The sequence below is a fragment of the Cellvibrio sp. PSBB023 genome (assembly GCF_002007605.1).
Lineage (GTDB): Bacteria > Pseudomonadota > Gammaproteobacteria > Pseudomonadales > Cellvibrionaceae > Cellvibrio.
Genome location: NZ_CP019799.1, coordinates 916,695 through 934,117, shown reverse-complemented (window position 1 = coordinate 934,117; position 17,423 = coordinate 916,695). Strand labels below are relative to the sequence as shown.

Below are 17,423 nucleotides of genomic sequence, written 5' to 3'. Positions count from 1 at the left end.
TAGCGGGCAATTCGGCGGATGGGCTCTATTACGGCGCTAAATCGGTTAAAAGCAAAAACAGCTACCCTAGTAGCGGGTTGGCTAAAAATGCGCCTAACGCTTGTTTCAGGGCCGCGATGGTAGCATAAATTCCAACAGATAGGCACTCCGGCCATTTCCTTTCCCTATGAAATTACACGGGTTTTTCTCAATTAGCCCCAAATCGACAAGCATGCAGGTGGATGCCTAAATGAGCCCTAGTTGAAACCAGCCTTTGCAGTATACTGGGCGCCCTTTTTTGCATGATCACCCAGCCATTCATTCTCTATGCCGACTTCTGCCGTGAACCTTAATAACATCGATTTGATTATCAAAGCGCGCTGGATTATCCCCGTGGTACCGGCCAATCGAGTCTTGGAAAACTGCGCTATTGCTATAGATAAAGGCCAAATACTCGCCCTTCTTCCCCACGAAGAAGTTGATCGCCGCTATATCGCCAGAGAAACGGTGACCCTGAGTAGCCACGTACTGATCCCAGGATTGGTAAATGCGCACGGGCACGCCGCCATGAGCCTGCTGCGAGGTTATGCCGATGACCAACCGCTCCATACCTGGCTGAACGACCATATCTGGCCCGCCGAAAGCCGCTGGGTTAGCGAAGATTTTGTACGCGACGGCACCGAGCTTGCTTTGGCCGAGATGATAAAAAGCGGAACTACCTGTTTTGCGGATATGTATTTCTACCCCGAACAGGCCGCCCAAGCCTGTCTGGACGCCCAGGTGCGCTGCCAGCTCGCCTTTCCCATACTGGACTTCCCCACGGCATGGGGTATGGGGCCAGATGATTACCTCAACAAAGGCTTGAGCCTGCATGACAACTTTCGGGGTAATCACCTGATCAACATTGCCTTTGGCCCCCACGCGCCTTACACCGTCTCTGATACACCGCTGCATAAGATTGCTGTTCTAGCGCAAGAAATGGACATGCCAATTCATATACATTTGCATGAAACCGCGCAGGAGGTTAGCGACTCCCTCGCACAATACGGGCGACGCCCCAGCCAACGCATGATGGATTTAGGGCTATTATCCCCGCTGACCCAATGTGTACACATGACGCAAATTGATGAGACTGACATCAAATTGCTGCAAGACAGTGGTGCCCATGTGATCCACTGCCCGGAATCCAACTTAAAACTGGCAAGTGGTTTTTGCCCGGTCGACAAGTTACTCAGGGCAAACATTAATGTTGCACTGGGAACCGATGGTGCCGCCAGTAATAATGACCTGAACCTGTTCAGCGAGTTAAAAACAGCGGCGCTATTGGCAAAAGCCGTTGCAGGCAATGCCGCCGCACTGGATGCGCACAGCGCACTGCGCCTGGCCACCTTGAACGGCGCCAAAGCACTGGGCATGGAAGATGTCATCGGCAGTCTTGAAGTGGGTAAATCGGCCGACATTACCGCCGTAGATCTGGGCGATTTAGCTATGCAGCCAGTGTACAACCCGGCATCACAACTGGTGTACACCCATGCAGGAAACGCAGTGACTCACGTATGGGTAGAAGGTAAAGTCCTGCTGGCTAATCGTCTTCTACAAACACTGAATGAGCGCGAAATTCTGGGCAAAGCCAACTGGTGGCGCAAACAAATTACAGCGCTTTGAGGGTTGATCCAACACTCGGACAATCACCCTACTCTTTATCACTGAAAATTTATCACTGAAAACAGACGGAACAGATTATGGCCAATGTCGATACTGCTGAAATTGCAAAATTTGAAGCACTTGCCAGCCGCTGGTGGGATAAAAACAGCGAATTTAAACCGCTACATGACATAAATCCCTTGCGCGCCAACTTTATCGATGAGCGCTCACCGGTTGCTCAACGCAAGTTGATTGATGTGGGTTGCGGCGGCGGCATTTTGGCGGAGTCACTGGCGCAGCGCGGCGCACAAGTCACCGGTATTGATATGGGCGAAGCACCACTGGCCGTTGCACGCTTGCATGCTCTGGAAAGCGGTGTTGAATTGACCTACGAACAAATCACCGCGGAAGACAAAGCAGCGCAAATGCCCGGCGCATTTGATGTAGTTACTTGCATGGAAATGCTGGAACACGTGCCCGACCCGGCATCGGTTGTTCGCGCCTGTGCCCAACTCGTCAAAAACGGTGGCGATGTGTATTTTTCCACTATTAACCGCAACCCAAAATCCTATGCCTTCGCCATTGTTGGCGCCGAATATATTTTAAAACTGCTCCCCAAAGGTACGCACGAATACAGCAAGTTCATCCGCCCGTCCGAACTGGCCCAATGGTTACGCGCCGCCGGCCTTGAGTTGCAATCCATGACCGGCATGACCTATAACCCCATCACCAAACATTACAAACTCAACCCGAATGATGTCAGCGTGAATTATTTAATGCATGCCAAAAAAGTGAGTGATTAACAAAAGGTCAGTAAATGATGAAGCAAAAAATTCGTGCCGTTATGTTTGATCTGGATGGCACCTTGTTGGATACAGCGCCGGACTTTATCGTCGTTGTTAATCAATTGCTGGTGGAAGAAGGCCGCGATGCATTAGCCCCGGAAACGATTCGCGCCGGGGTATCCAACGGCTCCAAAGCCCTGATCAAACTGGCGTTTGGTATTGATGACCAAGATCCGCAATTTGAGCATTTGCGCCAGCGTTTGCTGCAACTTTATCTCGACCATATTGCGGTCTACACCAAACCATTTCCCGGCATCTCATCGCTGCTGGATAAACTGGCAGACAAACACATCGCCTGGGGAATTGCCACCAACAAACCTGCCGCCTATACCCTGCCCCTGATGTCAGCGCTGGATATACAACCGGCTCCCGTGAGTGTGATTTGCCCCGACCATGTTGCGCATAGCAAGCCTGACCCTGAATCCCTGTTCCTGGCGAGCAAACAGCTGGGTTGTACACCGCAGGAAATCATTTATATCGGTGACCACAAGCGCGATATCGATTGTGGCAAAGGCGCAGGCAGTATCACTATCGCTGCAGCCTATGGGTATTTGGATGAGGGCGATAGCGCCGCTGATTGGCATGCTGATTACTGCGTTAATCACGCCGATGAAATCTGGCCTATTATTGAAAAGCACTTGTAAGCAACTGTCAGACACCGTTGCTGCAAACCAAACGAAGATATTCCTATGCAAATTCCATCTGATTACACACTCAAACCCGATGCACTACAGGGCAAAATCATTGTGATCACCGGTGCCGGAGCCGGAATTGGCCGATGCGCCGCTAAAACATTCGCAGCCTGTGGCGCCACCGTTGTTTTGTGCGGTAGAACCATGAGCAAATTGGAAGCGGTTTACGACGAAATTGAAGCCGCTGGCCATCCTCAGCCCGCGATTTACCCCATCAATTTTGAAAGCGCTGTAGAAAAAGATTACGACGATATGTGCAACGCGCTAGAAGATACTTTTGGGCGATTGGATGGACTGCTACACAATGCTGCCGATTTAGGTGAGCGCACACCCATCAGCAATTATTCGGTGAGCGCGTGGCAACGCTGTATGCAGGTGAATGCAAACGCGCCCTTTATGATGACCCAAGCATTATTGCCACTACTGGAACGTGCCGACAACGCCAGCATCCTCTTCACCAGCTCCAGTGTCGCCTTTAAAGGACGCGCGTTCTGGGGGGCTTATGCCGCCTCTAAAGCCGCGGCTGAAAACTTTATGCAAACCCTACATGATGAGCTGGAAGGCGCAACACGCATCCGCACTAACAGCATCAACCCCGGCGCCACACGCACTGAAATGCGCGCTGCCGCTTATCCGGCAGAAGACCCGGAAAGCGTCAAAACACCTGAGAAACTCATGCCTGCTTATGTGTATTTAATGAGTGATGATTCTGTGGGTATTAGTGGTAATTCATTTCAATATCAACCCTGACACTCCACTACTATCCAGGCGGCAATAACGCTGAAAATAGTGCAATAAAAAAGGCGATCTTGTGATCGCCTTTTTTGTGTTTATTGTCGCTCATGGATTAGCGCTGAGGCTTTAACGACTCGATTTCTGCATCATTTCCAGCAGCGAGGCTTCCGCGCGTGACAAGCCGCAACGGCGTGCCACTTCATCGCAGTCCATTCCCATTTTGAACATTTGCGCCGCTTGTGAATAAGGCTGGAACTCATCGTCATTGTAATAGTCGATTTTTTCCGTCTTTTTAACATCAGACTGCAAACGCTTTTCCATTGCCAGAAGCCGTTGCCCCATGCCAACCGAACCACTGCTGGAAGCAGCCACATCACGCATGAGTTTGTGAATCAGCTTTTCAGTTTCGCGAGCCTGCTGCCGCACACGGCGCAAACTGATTAAAGCAAACACCAACGCAATAAGGCTGATTAGCAGGCTTGCCAGCAATCCTGTTTCCACCAAGGTCATGAGTTACTCTCTGCACTGGCATCCATCAATGGCGGCATTCTAGACGATCCGGGCAACAAGGGATTTAAATATCTTCCAGCTCTGACCACTCTTCACTGGTCAGCAACTTGTTCAGATCAATCAAAATCAGTAATTCATTGTTTTTGTGGCAGACACCCTGGATGAATTTTGCGCTTTCTTCATTGCCAACATTGGGCGCCATTTCAATTTCGGATTGACGCAAGTAAACCACTTCAGCAACGCTATCCACCAAAATGCCAATGACATGGCGATCAGTTTCTATAATCACAATACGGGTGTTGTCTGTAATCTCCCCGCTGGACAGGTTAAAGCGATGACGGGTATCAATGACTGTCACCACATTACCGCGCAAATTGATAATACCCAGTACATAGGATGGCGCGCCAGGTACCGGGGCAATTTCCGAATAGCGCAGCACTTCCTGCACCTGCATTACATTGATGCCGTAAGTCTCACCATCCAAACGAAAGGTAACCCACTGCAATACGGGATCATCAGTGCTCTTATTTTTTGCTGCATCAGTTGCCATCTTTAATATTCCTCTAGGCTGCCGGTTTGCGGCAGTAAATCGTGTCAATGTCGCTATAACTATAGCCGATGCCTTTTCCTACGCCACTTTTGTTTTTCATAGAAAAAGCGATGTATTACATTCGCTTAGCCAGGCAGGTGTATGGCTAACCACGGGCAGAGGCAAAATTTTTATCTGCCTCAATCAGCATTTGGCCTATGCGCGGAATATCCAGCAGTGCGCACATATGCTCTTTGACTGTACCCGCAAGCCAGGGGCGCTTGCCCCTGTCGCCACGCCATTTCACATCATCCGGCTGCAGGGTGATGGGTTGGTTTACCGAATCTACTGCCAACCCCCATGGGACGCCGTTAATTGACATCACATAGCGTGCGGTTTGCAAAAAGACGTCGTCATAACGTTCCGGCATCACAAATTTGGCGGTATTCACCGTGCGTATTTTCCCTGCCGGTGTCGGCTGCAATCCCATAAACCAGTCCGCTTGACCAAACAAAGGAGTTAACTCATCGGTCAATGGCTGGATTTGCCCAAGGGATATCAATGGCACGGCCAACGTCAGCCCGGCTACTTTAAACAACAATACATCAAAACGCGATTGCGCCCATTGCGGCCTGCCATTTTCCAGCCACTCCAACCCTTCCATTTTAAATTGGACGGTATCGGATTCAGTATCTGAGAGAGTAATTTCAACGGGAGATTCCACAGGAGAATCGACAATAACATCTGCAGAGGTGCCAATATCCCATTCCTGAATTTCTTCAGCATCCACCACAAACCGGGTTTTGGTTTCTGCCTGTGGCTCAGCAACCAGCTCCACCGAAGGAAGTTCAACAACTGGCGCCTCGACCAACAGCTGGGCACTAACCGATTGCAACAACTTTTCAAGCTGTTGCTTTTGTTCAGGAGTCTGTACTAACTCGGGTTCTGCAAGCTCGGTACGCTTGACCTCATTTTTGGTCAGCGAACGGGGTTTGGATGAAAGCGTTGCCTGAGCTTTTTTGGGCTTTTCCGGGGGATTTTTTTTTGTTGGTAAATTAACAACGCGCGCCAAACCAGAATTGGCAGCAACAGGCACTGGACGCGCCTCCACTGCCGCGAAGGCTTCATCAATCGCATCACCAATGCCGAGCAAGTCATCAAAATAATGACTTAAGCTCACATCCGGTGACTCTATGTCGCCTTCAGGCGTTTTACGATTGGTCACGACACCACACCAGCCTTACTAATGACTGCCATAGGTGCTGATTGGGTTTGCAACTCATCAGCGCGAATTTTCTTCTCAAGCCAATGCCAGAGAGCCATATAGGCCTCCACACCGCGACTGGTGGAATCAAACAAATGGGGCGGAACACCTGCCTTGCTGGCATCGCGGAAACGGGTATCTATAGGTACATGCCCAGGCCAGGCTTGCGCCGGGTAGGTATTGCGAATCGTCCGCAAGCTGGTCACCGAAGCCTGGGTGCGGCGATCGAACATCACGGGAACAATCGTGTAATCAAGCGCTTTTTTGCGCGAGCGCGACATCATATTGAGGGTATTCACCATGCGCTCCAGGCCTTTAAGCGCCAGGAACTCGGTTTGCACCGGAATAACCAGATACTGGCAAGCAGCCAGCGCATTCACCATCAATACCCCTAACAATGGTGGCGTATCGATAAGGACATAATCGTAATCATCAGCAATTAAGGCCAAGGCACGACTCAGCACCAAGCCCATACCATCCTGACCTATGGCTTGACGCTCCAACGTAGCGAGCGCTGTCGTGGATGAAATCAAACTCAGGTTGGGATACTCAGTAGGCAAAATTAACCGGGAAACAGATTCACGCGATAGATTTTTACGTTCCTGAAACAGGGTATAGCTACTCAAGACCTGAGTGTCAGGATCCTGACGAAAATAGGTAGACAGTGAACCGTGGGGGTCTATATCCAGCAATAAAACGCGCTTTCCGGTAGAGGCGATTAGCCCTCCGAGAGATACAGTAGTGGTGGTTTTGCCCACACCACCCTTTTGATTCGCTATTGCTATAACACGCACAATTCAACCCTCGCCAGCGTCAAACGCCAGTCACATCGTTTATTACAGCGACAAAAGCAAAGTTTGTGCCCAATTACTATGGCACACAGGATTCCACTCGTAACATCGCAGGATATTGTCGCTTTTATCAACACACATGCCAATCACCATTGTGCCAATCAGAATCCAGGAAAGATCATTTTTTAATCACAGGATTCTAAGTATTGCCCAGCGGGCGGCAACTGCAAGTCAATTGATAAACCCTAGCCTATATAGCGGCAGTTTATTGCGGCGCAATAGGGTTGCCGGTGCAGAAAAACAAGGGAGTTTGTCGCTATTGATTGGAAGAGGTAGATGCTGACGTGACAGGCTGATCAAGGCGCGCTTTGGGGCGATCCATTTTGCGTTTGGCAATCATAATAGTGACGCGGCGATTCTGCGCCCGCCCCTGTTCAGAATCGTTGGGCGCAACAGGCTGGTACTCCCCATAACCCACTGCAGACAACCGTTCAGGCGCCACACCTTTGGAAGCCAGGTGTTTCACAATAGCACTGGCACGTGCGGTGGATAGCTCCCAGTTGGTGGGATACTTTGCACTATTGATGGGAACATTGTCGGTAAAGCCTTCAACCTGCACCGGATTTGAATAGCTGCCCAATATAGCGGCAATTTCATCGAAGATTTTACGTGCCTGTTCACTGGTATCGGCACTGCCGGATGAAAAAAGAATGCTGTCTTTCAACTCAATTTGAAGCCACAACTCATTGCTGGATACCTGAATAAGCTGCTCGCTGATTAGCGGGGCGAACTTTTCCGTCACTAAATCAGAAATCTGCGTGAGCTCATCGCTGGTTTTTACCGGCGTATTGGGTTCAATCGCTGGAGCACTGGCTGCCCCTTGGGAGTTATCAATAATTTGCGGCACCTGCTCGTTGATCTGCTCTACATCGCGGGTGGCTTTGCCCATATCAATAGGCGAAATCAGATCACTGGAAGGGGCTGTTTGATCGACAGGTTCTTTGTTTGTCTGGGAATCAGTCGGGCGATGAAAAGCTTCAATGAAAGTGTCTGACAACACACGGTACTTACTGTCATTCACTTGGGAGATGGAATACATGACCACAAAAAAAGCAAACAATAAGGTAATGAAGTCAGCATAGGAAATCAGCCAACGCTCGTGGTTTACATGAATGTCTTCTCTTCTGCGGCGAACCATAAGCGCGTTACTTATCAGTTAATCGGATGTAAATAACCGTTTAGTTTCATTTCAATCGAGCGCGGATTCTCGCCATCAGCAATGGCAATAATGCCTTCAATAATCAGTTCGCGGTATTGGGAGTTTTCATTCACGCACATACGCAATTTATTGGCGATAGGAATAAACACCAGGTTTGCCAATGCCACACCATAAATAGTCGCAACAAACGCGATGGCAATGCCTGGCCCGAGGGTTGCCGGATCAGCCAGGTTATTCATCACATGAATCAAACCCATCACAGCGCCGATAATACCAATGGTGGGCGCGTAGCCGCCCATGGATTCGTAAAATTTAATCGCGTCAAAATCGCGCTGTTCATTAACAATTAAATCCGTTTCCAAAATGCGGCGAATCACTTCCGGCTCATTACCATCCACCAACAGTTGCAGACCTTTTTTTGCGAACTTATCTTTTTCGCGCTCGGAAATTTCTTCCAGTCCTAACAAGCCATCCTTACGCGCAGCAGCGGCCCAACGCACGATATTGGAAATACCTTGCTTGAAGGGCACATAGGGCGGCTTAAAAACCCACACCACAATTTTCAGTGCACGACGCAAATTGACTTTGGACGTTTGCAACATCGCCGCACCCAAGGTGCCACCCACAACGATAAAAGCTGCAGGACCATTCAGCAGGGTTCCAAGGCCACCGCCTTCCAGAAAATTACCGCCAATAATGGCGGCGAAGGCGATAATGACACCAATAATACTGAGGAGATCCATTACATAACCTCTCTCACCAAGCGCGGCCCGATTTCTTTCAGGCTCAGTACTTTGTCGGTCAAACCGGCACGCGCAACAGCCATGGGCATACCGTAAATCACACAGCTGGCTTCATCTTGTGACCAGAGCGATGAACCGGCATCTTTCAATAAACGCGCACCGTTACAACCATCCGAACCCATGCCGGTTAATACGACGCCCAATACTTTATCGCCATAATTATTTGCCGCCGATCCGAAGGTAATATCCAGTGAGGGCTTGTAATTAACACGCTCATCATCAGGCAATACACGCACTGAGCCGCCATTGCGCTTATCGAGCATCAGTTGTTTACCACCTGGAGCAAGTAGCGCCAAGCCGGGTTGCAATTGATCGCCATCCACCGCTTCGCGTACACGAATATGGCACTGCTTATTAAGGCGCTCAGCAAATGCCTTGGTAAAGTTCTCAGGCATGTGTTGCACCAACACAATCGGCAAAGGAAAGTTCGCAGGCAAAGCTATCAATACTTCCGCCAAGGCGACAGGCCCCCCCGTGGAGGCGCCTATAACAAGAATTTTGGGTTTGTTTTTGAGGCGATAATTATCCGCACCCGATGTCTTGACCGGCTCATCCGGCACAGTAGGTATAGCGCGGGTAGCCGTTGTCGGGGCGGGCGATGCAATAGGCTTAAATGATGACGGGGTAGCCACGGTTGGTGCAGGTGTCGAGGGCGGAGTCATTGTTGCCAAGGGTGGCACAACGCTACGGCTGCCCGAACTGGCGAGCGTAATCAAACGCTCATGCAGTTTTCTCTTGAGCACCTCGGAATTACGGGAGACTTCTGCAAAATCTTTAGGAATAAAATCGAGCGCACCAGCAGCCAGCGCATCAAGGGTAATCTTGGCACCTTCGTAGGTCAGCGAGGAGAACATTAAAATAGGCACACGGCGATTGGACATAATGTGCTTGATCGCCGTCACCCCATCCATCACCGGCATTTCAAAATCCATGGTGATAATGTCAGGCTTGAGCTCTGCTGCCTTATCGACAGCTTCGCGACCATTACTTGCTATGCCAACAACTTTTAATTCCGGGTGCTCATTAATAATATCTTTCAACCGATGCTGAAAGAAATTTGAATCATCAACCACTAATACCCGGAAAGGCATCTATCGCACTCCGCAAGGGGAAAAATATTGAACAGAATTTCAGCTGGAGTATTAATACATCAGAACACTGCAGGTGAGCTTTAGGATTAACTATGACCCCAACTGGCAGAACCTTTTGCATAGCGACGCAATAAGCTGGGGATATCCAAAATCAGCGCGATAGTACCGTCGCCGGTAATGGTTGCGCCGGCCATGCCAGGTGTCCCTTGTAACATTTTGCCCAAAGGTTTGATCACTACTTCTTCCTGCCCGATTAACTGATCAACCACAAAGCCAACACGACGCGACCCTACGGTAACAATCACAACATGCGCATTATCGGGTCGATGGCCAAACGCATTTTTTACCAGCCAATCTTTCATGTAGAACAGCGGGATAGCCTGATCGCGAATAGCAACGCAATCCTGCCCATCCACTATATGGCTCTTGGTGAGATCCATATGGAAAATTTCGTTCACGCTCACCAAGGGGAATGCAAAGGTTTGCTGACCAAGCATAAACATGAGCGTTGGCATAATTGCCAATGTCAGCGGCACTTTGATAATAAAGCGCGTGCCTTTGCCCAATTCAGATTTAATTTCCACTGTGCCGTTCAGTTGGGTGATTTTGGTTTTCACCACATCCATACCCACACCGCGACCGGACACGTCGGAGATTTCTTTTTTGGTGGAAAAGCCAGGTGCAAAAATCAGGTTGTAGGCTTCGGTATCGGAGAGACGATTGGCAGTATCTTCATCGAACATGCCCTTTTCCACAGCGATACGGCGCAGCTTCACAGGGTCCATACCGGCGCCATCATCGCTAATGGATAGCAAAATATGATCGCCTTCCTGCTCCGCCGATAAGACAACCTGCCCTACGCGGGATTTACCGTTGGCTTCACGCACATCGGGGAATTCAATGCCGTGATCCACCGAGTTGCGCACCAGGTGAACCAGTGGATCGGCAAGTGCTTCAACCAGGTTTTTATCCAGGTCGGTCTCTTCGCCCACCAATTCCAGATTAATTTCTTTGCGCAGATTACGCGCCAAATCGCGAACCACCCGAGGGAAACGACCAAATACTTTTTTGATCGGTTGCATGCGGGTTTTCATGACCGAGGTTTGCAAATCTGCCGTCACCACATCCAGATTCGCGACTGCTTTCACCAAAGCTTCGTTGGTAGAGCCATTGCCCAATCGCACCAGACGATTGCGCACCAATACCAGCTCGCCCACCATATTCATGATGTCATCAAGGCGCTGGGTATCCACACGCACCGTTGTTTCGACTTGCGGCGCTTCTTTATCGGCGGCTGGTGCCTGAGCAGCACTGGCGGCAACTGGTTTAGGCGGCTCTACTTTTTTAGCGGGCGCGGGTGCAGGTGAAGGCGTCGCGCTAACCACATTGGGTTTCACATCCACTTTAGGCGTCGGTTTTGCGGCGGCTGGTGCTGGTGCAGTGCCAGTAGTGCCAGGCCCTTTTCCCTTGCCATGTAACTGGTCGAGCAATGCATCGAACTCATCATCACTGATCAAATCACCTGCGCTTTTTGGCGCTTCTGGCGCGGCAGCAACGGGGGTGGTTGGTGCAGGTGAAGCGTCAGTTACCCCAGGACCTTTACCTTTGCCATGCAATTGATCAAGCAAGGCTTCAAATTCATCTTCTGAAATTTCATTGTTAGTGGATGCACCGGTTGTTACCGGTGGCGCACTGACAGGTGCAGCGCTAGCAGCAGGCACTTGGTCGCCCGGCCCTTTACCTTTGCCGTGCAGTTGATCAAGCAAGGCTTCAAATTCATCTTCTGTGATTTCTTCCGTACCGGTCGCGGTGGCTGCTACCGGAGTGGCCACTGCCGCAGGTGCAGTGCCAGCAATTGCATCCAACAATTGTTCAAACTCAGCATCGGTGATATCACCTGAGGCAACACTGTGCGTTTCTACCGCAGTGTCTACTGGTGGCGCTGCCGGAGCACTTACCTCCACGACAGGTGCAACCTCCTCAGCAGCTGCAGTTTCGTTCAGGTCCTCGCATGACACCAATCGCTCAAGTGCGGCGATCAACGCGGGCTCCACCGGCGGCAATTCTTCGCGCTGGGATACCAGCTCAAATTGCTGATTCACCATATCGAGCGCTTCCAGCACCACATCCATTAATTCTGATGTGACGGCGCGTTTACCGTTGCGCAAAATATCGAAAAGATTTTCAGTGAGATGACAGCATTCCACCATAGGCGTCAGTGCCAGAAAACCGGCACCGCCTTTTACGGTATGGAAGCCCCGAAAAATCGCATTGAGCAAATCTTTATCTTCCGGGCGCTGCTCCAGATCGACCAATTGCTGGCTAAGGCGCTCGAGAATTTCTCCCGCCTCTACCAGAAAATCCTGGAGAATATCCTCGTCATCACCAAAACTCATGCAACTTTCCTCGAGTGACCTGCAGTTTAGAAACCAAGACTTGATAACAAATCATCAACGTCATCTTGCCCGGATACTACATCTGCCCGCTCTTTGTTAATTTGTGGCCCTTCGGCTTCAGTTTTGCGTTTGTGCATTATTTCCAAATCATGCTCGACCGTTTCCCGATCATTGGCAAGGCCGGTAATTTCTTCCACCTGCCCCGCAATTCGCACCAGACTCACCAGGTCTTTTTCAACATCGTTGATCAACCCGATAACACGCTTTAATACTTGCCCGGTTAAATCCTGAAAGCCTTGTTCCAAAACAATATCTTGTAAGTTTTTACTTAATTGCTCTGTGCCTGTGACCATTTGTCCCAGAAAAACATCCATGCGCTCGTAGAGCTGACGGAATTCATCGGCGCTCATTTCGCGGCGTTTCAGACGCGCCCATTCACTGCGCAGGCCGCTGGCTTCTTGACCCAGGTTCATGGCAATGGGGGCCGCTTCGTCCACAACATCCATGGTTTTTTCAGCGGCTTTTTGAGTCAGCTCAATCACATAGTTGAGGCGATTCGACGCATCGTGAATATCCGAGTTTTCAATCTTGGGTGGTTCTTTGGTTAAATCCGCGTCGACATTGAAGTTGACAATTGCGTTGTGCAAACCGCGCGTTAAACGCCCCACCGATTGGAAGATGTGACGATCCCGCGACTGGGTAATGGTTTGTATCAAGACCGATGCTTCTTCGATCTCATTGCCCTGCAGTTTTTCTGCAAGCAATTTTGCGCACTCTCGCAATTCAACAACAAATTCGTCGTTGGACGATGTTTGGGTTTCAGATGCCATGGCAGAGCCTTATTTATTATTCAATCGACGGTAATTAACCGACCCGATCAAAAATCTTTTCGATTTTTTCCTTGAGCGCCTGAGCGGTAAACGGCTTGACGACATAGCCATTCACACCCGCTTGGGCGGCCTCAATAATCTGATCGCGCTTGGCTTCTGCGGTTACCATTAACACCGGCAAAGTGCGCAATTTTTCGTCGGCACGAACAGCTTTAAGCAAATCGATACCGGTCATACCAGGCATGTTCCAGTCAGTTACCAGAAACTGGAAATCACCACTTTTGAGCATCGGCAGTGCCGTTACACCGTCATCTGCCTCATGGGTATTGGAAAAACCCAAATCTCGCAGCAAGTTTTTAATGATCCGCCGCATTGTTGAAAAGTCATCAACAATCAGGATTTTCATATTCTTATCCAACGCAACCTCCAATCACCCAGAAGGGAATTTTATTAATTCATAGTCTAGTAGGAGTTAAAGCTTCGGCCAGTAGCGGCACTTAAATCTTCAACTTTTACTGCAAATCATAGCGCAAATTGTTGTATTCATAGACTAATTTGCTGTGCCACTCACTCAACCAGACAAACTTTTGCCATCTTGGGTTATTTTTTGCCCACTTTTACGCTGGCTGCCACCCACCCAGGCGATGGCGTAAGCGCGCCGCCGCCTGGCTGTGTATTTGGCTGACACGGGACTCACTCACCCCAAGCACCAACCCAATTTCTTTGAGGTTCAACTCCTGATCGTAATACAGAGCAAGCACCATACGCTCGCGCTCGGGCAAGAGTGCGATAGCCTCTGCCAAGGCCTTTTTCAGCCCATCGCGCTGTACACCTTCCAGCGGACTGGCAAAGGCACTGCTGTGTTCGGAGGCGTCGATGTTACTGTCTTCGTCGCCAAAGGTTTCCTCGTAGCTGAATAACCTGCTGCCGTTGGAGTCTTGCAGCATTTCAAAATATTCTTCGAGCGATACTTCCAATTCAATGGCGACTTCTGCATCGGTTGCATCGCGCCCGGTTCGCGCTTCTACCACGGCGACGGCGCGGGCAATACGGCGCGCATTGCGATGCACCGAGCGTGGTACCCAATCACCGCGCCGCATTTCATCCACAATGGCTCCGCGAATGCGGATACCGGCATAGGTTTCAAAGCTGGCGCCACGAGAGGCATCGTATTTTTGCGAGGCTTCAATCAGGCCAATCATGCCTGCTTGAATAAGGTCATCTACCTGCACGGACGCAGGCATACGCATCATCATGTGATAGGCGATGCGCTTCACCAAAGGTGCGTAATCTTCGATATTGATCTGCGCATCAAGCAAGGTCTTTTTATCGTACATGGCTAAACCATTGACTGCGGCCATCGAACACCTTTTGTTTAGCAAAAACTGCCGTAATTGGTGGCAGCCCTGCCTCGCCTTCTCGTAAATAATTGGCTCGTAAATAGCGGGTCATAAACAACTGCATGAACAAGTATTGCTAACGCGCATTCGCGGCCTGCAACAAACGCTCGACAAAAAATTCAAGGCGTCCAGTGGGAGAATATGGCAGCGGCCATTTATCTACCGCTTGCGCCAGGGCACGTATCGCCACCGCCGCTTTGGAGCTTGGAGCAAACTCTAGCAGTGCTTTTTGCTTTTGCACGGCTTTGCGTACGTTTTCATCAAAGGGAATTTGACCAACAAACTGCAAGGTGACGTCCAGGAAACGCTCGCACACCGTATTGAGTTTGTTAAACATATTCATGCCTTCCTGCTGGGTGCGCGTCATATTGGCGACCACACGGAAACGCTGCATACCGTATTCTTTGTTGAGTAATTTGATGAGTGCGTAGGAATCTGTGATGGAGGACGGCTCGTCGCACACCACAATAATCACTTCATTGGCGGCGCGCACAAAACTTACAACGGTGTCGGAGATGCCAGCAGCAGTGTCTATCACCAGAATATCCACTTGGTCTGACAACTCATTGAAGGCATTAATCAGCCCGACGTGCTCGGCACTGCTCAACTCGGCCATACGCTGTACACCCGACGATGCCGGCACAATTTTCACGCCCGCAGGCCCTGTGACCAATACATCGGTCAGCGAATGAGTGCCTGCCAGCACATCTGCCAGAGTATGGGTGGCGCGAATGCCAAGCAGGACATCCACGTTGGCTAGACCCAAATCGGCGTCAAGCAGTACAACTCGACGACGTAATTCTGCCAGGGCAATACTGAGGTTGACGGAGATATTGCTCTTCCCTACCCCACCTTTGCCGCCGGACACAGCGATGACTTGTACTGGTCGCACTTGGCTCATCTACACGTAACTCCAAACATATTCTTTTTAAGTGTGCCCATGTTGACGCCAGAAAACTGACAGCACGGTTTGTTGGCACTCTAATGGTGAACTGAGTATAGATAGGGTTTGGAAAAAGATCCGATTAATTTCAGTTTCACTGTAAAAATCATAGGGTTATAACTTTTTTTGGCTAAGAAACCGCCGTTGCCGGATTAGTTTTAAGCAGCGCTACTGCTCTGGCAACTAGCTGATGCGCGCGCGCTACATCCAGGTTCTTGGGGATATCCTGCCCATCGGTTGTGTAGGCAATTGGCAGGCGGCTTTGCATCACCACGCCCAAGGCTTCGCCGATACTGGCTGTTTCATCGAGCTTGGTGAGGATGCACCCTTGCAAGCGCGCAGCGCCGTAAGCATGGACCGAGGCTTTTAACATTTGTGCCTGGCTGTTGGATGACATCACCAGATAGGTTTTTACCTGCGGTTGAGCAGCCAAAGCATTAAGCTGTGCTTTCAAATGTGGATCACCATGACGGAAGCCCGCGGTATCAATGAGTACCAGTGAGCAGTGACGTAGGCTGCGCAAAACCGTATCCAGCGGATTGGCTTCATCAACAACTCGCACAGGTACGCGCAGAATCCGCGCCAGTGAGCGCAGTTGGTCATGGGCGGCAATACGGTAGGTATCGGTGGTGATAATCGCTACCTTATCGGCGCCGTGCTGCAATACATAGCGCGCCGCCAGTTTGCCAATGGTGGTGGTTTTGCCCGAACCGGTTGGGCCGACAAAAGCAAAAATACCGCCTTGATCCACAATATCGCGGCCATTGATCGGCAGCTGATGCGCAAGATTTGCCAGCGCATCGGGCCAGGCTTCGCTCAGTGTTTTGGTTTTAGTACAGGCGTTAATCACTTTGGCAACAACGTCTTTGGGCAAGCTCAGGCGTTCCAGACGACGAGCGATGCTGGCGAGAATGGGCGAGTCGTTGGCGATGGTTTGTTGGCCGGTAAGACGATCCAATTGCTGCTCCAGCAACAGGCGCATATCGGCGATTTCTGCCTGCAACTCACTCAATTGCGCATGTTGATCCAGGCCATCTACAACCGGTACAACCAGTGCCGGAGCGGGCTTTTCCTTGGTCAACAAGGCTTCAATTTTGGCATCCTGCGCGCTGCGGGTATTGCTGAGCAGCGCTTCGCGGAAGGATGCCGCTTCCGGTGTCAGTTTCGGCTCTTTGCTGATAGGAGCCGGATCCACCAGTGGATAACGTTCTGCTGCACTCATCCCCTTTTTCGGTCTGCTCGCCTGCACGGGCGTATGGCGCGGAATACCGGCATTCACCACCGTATTCTTACCAACCATAAACTCTTTGGCCGACTCCTCTGCCTTGTGCGCTGCCATCATCCGCAAACGCGCACGCTCTATATCATCCGCCAACTGTACGCCGGTTTTGCCTACGTTGGGGTGATCGGGAATCTGGGTAATCACCGGGGCAACCTTGCGTGTTGGTTGACGCTCCAGGATACGCGGAGAGATATCGCCATCACTCAACAGCGGTTCACTGGGGGCAAAGGTCGCGTCCGCAAAGGGGCGATTTTGCAGTTGTTTTAATTCGTAGTCCGACCCCATAGTCGTCAGCAACTCAACCCCTTCAGGGATGCGATTGCTTGAGAGAATAATTGCATCTGGCCCCAACTCCTGGCGAACCAATTCCAACGCACGGCGCATATCAGCAGCTACGAAACGTTTGACTTGCATATTCAACTCCCGCCCTGGGTGGGCCACCTGATTAACGATTGAAATTAATTAGCACA

At 50.5% G+C, this 17,423-nt stretch carries 17 protein-coding genes; 4 read left to right on the top strand and 13 right to left on the bottom strand.

All coding sequences use genetic code 11. From position 1 onward, the window contains the following. Nucleotides 1–306 precede the first annotated feature (306 nt). The 4 genes from B0D95_RS04240 to B0D95_RS04225 all read left to right on the top strand — a co-directional run bounded on the left by B0D95_RS04240 (nt 307) and on the right by B0D95_RS04225 (nt 3,910). Nucleotides 307–1,644, top strand: coding sequence for a TRZ/ATZ family hydrolase (locus B0D95_RS04240; protein WP_078042737.1), 1,338 nt, complete (start codon nt 307–309; stop codon nt 1,642–1,644). Between the two features lie 77 nt (nt 1,645–1,721). After that, nucleotides 1,722–2,426: a bifunctional 2-polyprenyl-6-hydroxyphenol methylase/3-demethylubiquinol 3-O-methyltransferase UbiG gene (gene ubiG / locus B0D95_RS04235; RefSeq protein ID WP_078042736.1), complete on the top strand. Its 705-nt coding sequence runs from the start codon at nt 1,722–1,724 to the stop codon at nt 2,424–2,426. A gap of 14 nt (nt 2,427–2,440) precedes the next feature. Next, a complete protein-coding gene (locus tag B0D95_RS04230; RefSeq protein WP_371453129.1) occupies nt 2,441–3,112 on the top strand; it encodes an HAD family hydrolase in 672 nt (223 codons plus the stop codon). A gap of 45 nt (nt 3,113–3,157) precedes the next feature. Next, entirely contained in the window at nt 3,158–3,910 is a 753-nt protein-coding gene (locus B0D95_RS04225; RefSeq protein WP_078042734.1) for a YciK family oxidoreductase, read from the top strand. A gap of 111 nt (nt 3,911–4,021) precedes the next feature. Here B0D95_RS04225 and B0D95_RS04220 read toward each other — a convergent pair whose 3' ends face one another. The 13 genes from B0D95_RS04220 to flhF all read right to left on the bottom strand — a co-directional run bounded on the left by B0D95_RS04220 (nt 4,022) and on the right by flhF (nt 17,367). Next, entirely contained in the window at nt 4,022–4,405 is a 384-nt protein-coding gene (locus B0D95_RS04220; protein ID WP_078042733.1) for a DUF2802 domain-containing protein, read from the bottom strand. A gap of 64 nt (nt 4,406–4,469) precedes the next feature. Continuing rightward, complete coding sequence (locus tag B0D95_RS04215) at nt 4,470–4,955, bottom strand: chemotaxis protein CheW (protein ID WP_078042732.1); 486 nt, start codon at nt 4,953–4,955, stop codon at nt 4,470–4,472. Between the two features lie 145 nt (nt 4,956–5,100). Continuing rightward, nucleotides 5,101–6,159, bottom strand: a complete 1,059-nt coding sequence (locus B0D95_RS04210; protein ID WP_078042731.1) for a chemotaxis protein CheW — start codon at nt 6,157–6,159, stop codon at nt 5,101–5,103. After that, nucleotides 6,156–6,992 (bottom strand): ParA family protein, encoded by an 837-nt coding sequence (locus B0D95_RS04205; protein WP_078042730.1) that lies wholly within the window; start codon nt 6,990–6,992, stop codon nt 6,156–6,158. The genes B0D95_RS04210 and B0D95_RS04205 overlap by 4 nt, the downstream gene beginning before the upstream one ends. Nucleotides 6,993–7,305: 313 nt before the next feature. Then, the gene (gene motD / locus B0D95_RS04200) at nt 7,306–8,187 is read right to left on the bottom strand and encodes a flagellar motor protein MotD (protein WP_078042729.1); all 882 of its coding nucleotides are present in this window, start codon (nt 8,185–8,187) and stop codon (nt 7,306–7,308) included. Nucleotides 8,188–8,201: 14 nt separating this feature from the next. After that, nucleotides 8,202–8,951, bottom strand: coding sequence for a flagellar motor protein (locus B0D95_RS04195; RefSeq protein WP_078042728.1), 750 nt, complete (start codon nt 8,949–8,951; stop codon nt 8,202–8,204). Further along, on the bottom strand, nt 8,951–10,102 hold the full coding sequence (locus B0D95_RS04190) for a chemotaxis response regulator protein-glutamate methylesterase (RefSeq protein ID WP_078042727.1): 1,152 nt from the start codon (nt 10,100–10,102) through the stop codon (nt 8,951–8,953). Before B0D95_RS04190 ends, B0D95_RS04195 begins: the two co-directional genes overlap by 1 nt. Nucleotides 10,103–10,188: 86 nt before the next feature. Then, a complete protein-coding gene (locus tag B0D95_RS04185) occupies nt 10,189–12,498 on the bottom strand; it encodes a chemotaxis protein CheA (protein WP_078042726.1) in 2,310 nt (769 codons plus the stop codon). 26 nt (nt 12,499–12,524) lie between these two features. Next, a complete protein-coding gene (locus tag B0D95_RS04180; RefSeq protein ID WP_078042725.1) occupies nt 12,525–13,328 on the bottom strand; it encodes a protein phosphatase CheZ in 804 nt (267 codons plus the stop codon). Between the two features lie 34 nt (nt 13,329–13,362). Further along, nucleotides 13,363–13,746, bottom strand: a complete 384-nt coding sequence (gene cheY / locus B0D95_RS04175; protein WP_039914554.1) for a chemotaxis response regulator CheY — start codon at nt 13,744–13,746, stop codon at nt 13,363–13,365. 199 nt (nt 13,747–13,945) lie between these two features. Next, on the bottom strand, nt 13,946–14,689 hold the full coding sequence (locus B0D95_RS04170) for an RNA polymerase sigma factor FliA (RefSeq protein WP_078042724.1): 744 nt from the start codon (nt 14,687–14,689) through the stop codon (nt 13,946–13,948). 115 nt (nt 14,690–14,804) lie between these two features. Then, nucleotides 14,805–15,629, bottom strand: coding sequence for a MinD/ParA family protein (locus B0D95_RS04165; RefSeq protein WP_078042723.1), 825 nt, complete (start codon nt 15,627–15,629; stop codon nt 14,805–14,807). A 172-nt stretch (nt 15,630–15,801) separates the two neighbouring features. Next, nucleotides 15,802–17,367: a flagellar biosynthesis protein FlhF gene (gene flhF / locus B0D95_RS04160; protein WP_168172395.1), complete on the bottom strand. Its 1,566-nt coding sequence runs from the start codon at nt 17,365–17,367 to the stop codon at nt 15,802–15,804. Between the last annotated feature and the right edge of the window lie 56 nt (nt 17,368–17,423).

Coding starts and splice junctions, on each gene's coding strand:
- B0D95_RS04190 (WP_078042727.1), bottom strand. CDS start 10,102: ATGCCTTTCCGGGTATTAGTGGTTGATGATTCAAATTTCTTTCAGCAT.
- ubiG (WP_078042736.1), top strand. CDS start 1,722: ATGGCCAATGTCGATACTGCTGAAATTGCAAAATTTGAAGCACTTGCC.
- B0D95_RS04170 (WP_078042724.1), bottom strand. CDS start 14,689: ATGGCCGCAGTCAATGGTTTAGCCATGTACGATAAAAAGACCTTGCTT.
- B0D95_RS04185 (WP_078042726.1), bottom strand. CDS start 12,498: ATGAGTTTTGGTGATGACGAGGATATTCTCCAGGATTTTCTGGTAGAG.
- B0D95_RS04215 (WP_078042732.1), bottom strand. CDS start 4,955: ATGGCAACTGATGCAGCAAAAAATAAGAGCACTGATGATCCCGTATTG.
- B0D95_RS04180 (WP_078042725.1), bottom strand. CDS start 13,328: ATGGCATCTGAAACCCAAACATCGTCCAACGACGAATTTGTTGTTGAA.
- B0D95_RS04195 (WP_078042728.1), bottom strand. CDS start 8,951: ATGGATCTCCTCAGTATTATTGGTGTCATTATCGCCTTCGCCGCCATT.
- B0D95_RS04225 (WP_078042734.1), top strand. CDS start 3,158: ATGCAAATTCCATCTGATTACACACTCAAACCCGATGCACTACAGGGC.
- motD (WP_078042729.1), bottom strand. CDS start 8,187: ATGGTTCGCCGCAGAAGAGAAGACATTCATGTAAACCACGAGCGTTGG.
- flhF (WP_168172395.1), bottom strand. CDS start 17,367: ATGCAAGTCAAACGTTTCGTAGCTGCTGATATGCGCCGTGCGTTGGAA.
- B0D95_RS04165 (WP_078042723.1), bottom strand. CDS start 15,629: ATGAGCCAAGTGCGACCAGTACAAGTCATCGCTGTGTCCGGCGGCAAA.
- B0D95_RS04230 (WP_371453129.1), top strand. CDS start 2,441: ATGATGAAGCAAAAAATTCGTGCCGTTATGTTTGATCTGGATGGCACC.
- B0D95_RS04220 (WP_078042733.1), bottom strand. CDS start 4,405: ATGACCTTGGTGGAAACAGGATTGCTGGCAAGCCTGCTAATCAGCCTT.
- B0D95_RS04240 (WP_078042737.1), top strand. CDS start 307: ATGCCGACTTCTGCCGTGAACCTTAATAACATCGATTTGATTATCAAA.